This is a genomic window from Robinsoniella sp. (assembly GCF_034124845.1).
Genome location: NZ_JAWYAJ010000575.1, coordinates 1 through 5,321 on the forward strand (window position 1 = coordinate 1; position 5,321 = coordinate 5,321).

The window sequence follows — 5,321 nt, forward strand, 5'->3', positions numbered from 1 at the left end:
AGTTGCGCCTCGTCTGCAAGAATTACCTTGGCTCCCTCAATCGCTGCCTTTAAACCTGTTTTCTGTACACTGTCTTCCAAAAGGTCACATGCCGTAATCAGATTCAAAAATGCATCATCAATCTCCTGCTGGGTTAATTCCTGCTTCTCCAGGACTGCTCTTGCTTCATCCAAAGCTTTTTGTACCCTGTCCCAGCTTTCCGTTGTAAAACAGTTATAATCTTTTTGCTGCTGCTCCAACTTCCCGGTCTCGGTTACCGCAAGCTTCAGGCTGTCTAAATCTATTACAGATTTATTTTCATTTTCCCCTTTTTCCTCATTTTCTACATTAAATGAAGTTCCAACATTTTCTTCACCTATCAGGACTCCTTTATAGGAATCCTGTATTTCCTGATACAGCGGTTCATTATCTGTATTACTTTCTGCCTGAATCTTTGGCTCAAGATCTGTTTTACTTTCTGCCTGAGTGTGAGGCTCATTATCTGCTTTACTCTCTGCATGCACATGAATGATCCCGGACAAAGCCGAAAATGGGGATGAAGCTGCTAATACACCGATTAATATTCCTGCTGTAAACTTTTTTCCACTTTTTTTCATTTTATCTTTTCCTTTTTTCATTTTCTGACATCAGAGTCTGAATTTCATTCCCTGGCGCTCTTTACAGTTCTCGAAGAAATAATTACTTCTATTGACAATATATTACCATAAAGGACACGAAAAGCTTTAGGACTATATTAAGACAATTTAATAAATTATCATGAGTTTATGGGGACCTGCTTGTACTATTTTGTAATTTTAGGATTATTTTAAGAAAGATGGATATTAAAATAATCCTACAGCCTGTGCTAAAATTGTTTACTAAAACTCCGAAATTTTTTCAGCCGCATACTGTAAAATAGCCGCTGCGTCTGTACTGTCTGAATTACCATCACCATTCACATCCGCCACTTTGTGCTGATCTTCCGTAAGTTCTGCAAGCTCTGCCACAGATTTTAATACCTTTGAGGAGTCAGCGGTTTCTACTTTTCCGTTCATATCCACGTCACCCATCAAACGTGCTTTCAGAATTTCGTTTACTAATTTCTTAAGCACTTCCCCAACAGCAATGCTATCTGCTTCACCATTGTCAAAGACCTCCTGCGCCTCATCTGTCACTATCTGCAGCCCTGCAATGCTTTCCTTCAAATACTTTCCTTCATTTTTCAGGATATCATTGGCCTTGACCAACGCATTCTTAAGCTCCTCTTTTCCTGCTTTTCTAACAAGTAATGTCATTGCCTCTGCCAGCTTCTCATAAGCACTACTAATTTCTTCACCCGCTGCATGGCTGTTTTCTGCCACGGCTTCTGCTGCCTGTAAAGCCTGTTCCAGCACCTGTACACTGGAAGGCGTATACTGGTCTTTGTTTTTCAAAATTTCCTTTGCTTTTTGAATCAGGATATCCAGCCTTGTACCTTCATTTTTCACCATCAAGCCGGTAACTGCATCCATCAGTTTACGGCTGGCATCATTAACTGTCTGTGCGTCCGCACTGCTCTCAGCAAATATTTTTTCTGCTTCAGCCAGTGCTGTCTTTACTGCTTCAATACTTTCCTGTGTGTACACTGCCAGTCCTGCCTCGTCTTCCAGGATGGCTTTCGTTCCTTCTATCGCTGCTTTCAGTCCTGTTTTCCACACGCTTTCCTCCAGAAGGTTACATGCAGTAATCAGATTTAAGAAAGCTTCGTCCGCCTCCGCCTGTGTTATTTCCGGTTTTTCCAATACTGTTCTGGCTGCATCCAGAACTTCCTGCACTCTGTTCCAGCTATCTGCTGTAAAACAATTATTTTCCTGCTGCTCCAGCTCCAGTTTCTCAGCCATTGCCACTGCAAGCTTCAGACTGTTTCGGTCTGCTTCCGGTGTTTCGTCATGATTCTCTGTAATCCGATACTCTTCTCCCTGGATCGCTGAAAATGTGATTGTCTTTTCCCCGGTATTTTTCGTAGATCCGTATGTAAGATCGATTGCATTTCCTTCAGAATCAATTACATCTGCTTTTTCCCAGGGAGCAGCAATAGTAACTGATTTGCCTGCTTCACTGACGATGTCTATGTATTGCACCTCACCTTGTGACATCTGGGATGATACCAGATATGCACCTTTTTCTCTTAATTGATAAAACTGTGCGTCTGCTCCGGTCCAGTTAGGAAATACCTTCAGGATACCATCCGAACTCTGCAAAAGCATATTATTAATAAATTCAATTCCTCCTGCTTTTTCAATTCCATGATGCCCATCCTGGATAGCAAAATTCTCACTCATATTTGAAATGTTGGATGCTCTGAATTTTTCCATAATATAATAAGGATCATACCCGGCTCTTATAGCATGGGTAAAAATCTTAGGATTATTATTAATAATTAACCAGATATCCGGATTAGCTATAACTTTTGCATCTATGGTATTCCTTGCCAGCTGCAGCATATATGGATCGGAATCAAAGGATAAGCGCTCTCCTGGATGTATAAATTCCAACTCAACAGAGGCTGATTCCGGGCGAAGGATCATTCCCTCTTCTGCCAATGCATAGACATCTTTTTTGAATGATCCATACTCATAGCTTCTGACCGGGACAGGAGCCATATGGTCGTACATATCTTTCCACATTGCAAGCTGCTGGTCTGTAGCTCCGGCTTTTTCTTTTAAAAGATCAAAATTCTGTATCAGAAATTCATAAACATTTAAAACCATACCAATGGTGACTCCCGCATTTTTATTGAAGAATCCCTCATGAGGGCCATCGTAAAGATTATACTGATAGGTACCATCGGATTTTACTTCTTTTTCACACCACTTTTCATAAAAATTTGCTACTTTCTGTACAAATGGGTAGGCTCTGTCCAATAAAAACTCTTCATCGTAAGAATAATTATAATAGGATATAAATACAGAAGCCGCGAAGGGTGCATTCAGCGTTTGTGTGAGATATTTTCCGGCATTATCTGCATCACAGGATACATGTCCCCATGCAGTAATCCCTACTGGATAAAGCACCGCATCATCTATACCTCCTGCAAGGTCTGGTCTGCCTGCCACGTAATCTTCTTTAATCTCTCTCAGGCTGTATTTTGCTGCCGCTTCAGCCTTTGGCATATAATCTATAATTGGCTGTGTCAGGGAATATGCTCCTTCCAGCCGGTTACTGGAATACATGCCGTAGTATGGAGCCATATAATTATAATTCAGATGATAGTCGTTATTATATTTTGCCACATCACCGGTTACCCAGATTCCATACAATCCCGGTGCCACTTTATCTTCCCGGGCTGCACATCCCATATAATACAGCGATCCGTAATAGTATCTGTGAAATTCTTCATCTCCAATATCAATATAGGATTTCGTCCAATAATCTTTCCACCATTGCTCATGGTTTTCTCTTAAAGTTTCTATATCCGTTTCTGCTGCATATTGATCTGCCAATGCCTGTGCCTGCGCCAGCGGTTCTTCTGTCTGCAGATTATCATGATTATCGTAGGTTTGTCCGCCCCCTCCAATTGTTGTTACAAGATAGACTCTTTCGCCTGGTTCGAGGGTAAATTTCAGGCTGGAAGATGCATCATTATTTTTCTTCGTATTGCAGTCTTTGTCTCCCAGAATTTTAGTTTGAATAACGGCTTCCGATTTCCAGCTTTCCGGATTATCCTTAGCTGCGTTATTTGTACTTCTGGAAGCCCAGACAGCATCTCCATTTGAAGAAGTATCAGATTTTGTAACAAATTTATCACTTCCATCTACCTTAGTCCATGCTTTTGCATCTAATGCAACTGTCTGATCTCCATTTGAAACAATGGAAGTAATCATGGTATTTTCCGTTGCAGACAGCCAGTTGTTCATTTCTAAAGGAACACCGCCAATCTCCATATTTGTTGTTAAGTCCGCCTCGGCTATATCCTGGTGTTCTAAAAAGCTGCCTTCTTCTTCCGGCGCAAAAATACTCTCATCTTCCGGAGATTCAAACAGCTCAAATTCCGCTATTCGCGCCCGGTCATTGGAATTTTGTTCCCCCTGTATAAAGTCTATCCTTACATATCTTGCCTGTACAGGCTTGGCAAATATACAAGACGTCATACTATTTGTGTTATCCGCCACATGGTCTGCTTCAGTCCACTTTTCACCATCGACACTGATACTTACCTTATATTCTCTGGTATTAAAATGCTGCAGATCCTCTCTGGCATATCCCATGTGATACATGACATACTTTGCAATGGTCTTTTCACTTCCCAGGTCTATTTCCAGCCAATGGGGTTCCTCTCCCACTTTACTTGCCCACGCCTCTTCCTTGGAGCTTATTATTCCATTCACAGCTAATTCAGGCATAAATTCATCATGTACACTGCTTGCCTTCACGGTAACATTGGGGTCCATGGTCAGAGACTTATTAACCTCAAGATCCCTGCTGATCGTCACGCCTCCAAGTGCTATCTGCCGGATCGACCGGTCATCTTCATGAAACGGAGCACTCGTGACTAAATCACCGCCGTTTCTAAAATCTCCTTTTGAAATTAAATACGTCTTCTCCTTTGCATTTCCATAGGATACAATCCCGGTATCTCCATTTCCCTGCAATGCTGTCTGGGGCATGTTGTCATTGATTGCCTCCGTATAATCGGGATGATTCCAGGTACCCCCATAGGATTTCAGCATCTCCTGCATCATTGGCCACTTATCTTCTGCCGGACTCTCTGCATGTACGTTCATCATTCCCGATAACGCCGGAAATGGTGCAGACGCCGTTAATACACCAATTAATACTCCTGCTGTTATTTTTTTCCCTATCTTTTTCATATCATTTTCTTTCCTCTCATATTTTCTTGTAAGGCTAGTAATCCATCCTGCCAGAAACCAAATTGACAGTGCTGAATCGTTTGTCAGCCAATTCTATATCAATATTTTACCAAAAAAAATGCGCATAGATTTAGGATTTTGTTATGACAAATTTTTATATTATCAAGACATTATTGTTTTTACTTGTACTTTTTTGTAAAATTTGGATTATTTCAGGAACAACCTTCGCCTTAATATTTGCACACCGATGGAAAAAGAGCTTTAAAACTGTATATCCTGCAGTTTTAAAGCTCTTTTTTTTTCGTATTTTTTCTTTGATACTTTGAGGAGCAAGCTATTCTATTTCATTAATGCTGCTCCATCATAGTAATCACAATTTGTCTATTTTTTCAGCCGCATACTGTAAAATAGCCGCTGCATCAGTACTGTCAGAATTGCCATCACCATTCACATCCGCCACTTTGTGCTGATCTTCCGTAAGTTCTGCAAGCT

General features: G+C 41.0%; 2 protein-coding genes and 1 pseudogene. All 3 read right to left on the reverse strand.

From position 1 onward, the window contains the following. A pseudogene (locus tag ACH2DQ_RS28475) lies at nucleotides 1-596 on the reverse strand (hypothetical protein); the annotation flags it as partial. 261 nt (nucleotides 597-857) lie between these two features. After that, a complete protein-coding gene (locus ACH2DQ_RS28480; protein ID WP_394912606.1) occupies nucleotides 858-4,829 on the reverse strand; it encodes a discoidin domain-containing protein in 3,972 nt (1,323 codons plus the stop codon). 370 nt (nucleotides 4,830-5,199) lie between these two features. After that, the coding region (locus ACH2DQ_RS28485) for a dockerin type I domain-containing protein (RefSeq protein WP_395028753.1) at nucleotides 5,200-5,321 on the reverse strand (122 nt) is incomplete at its 5' end.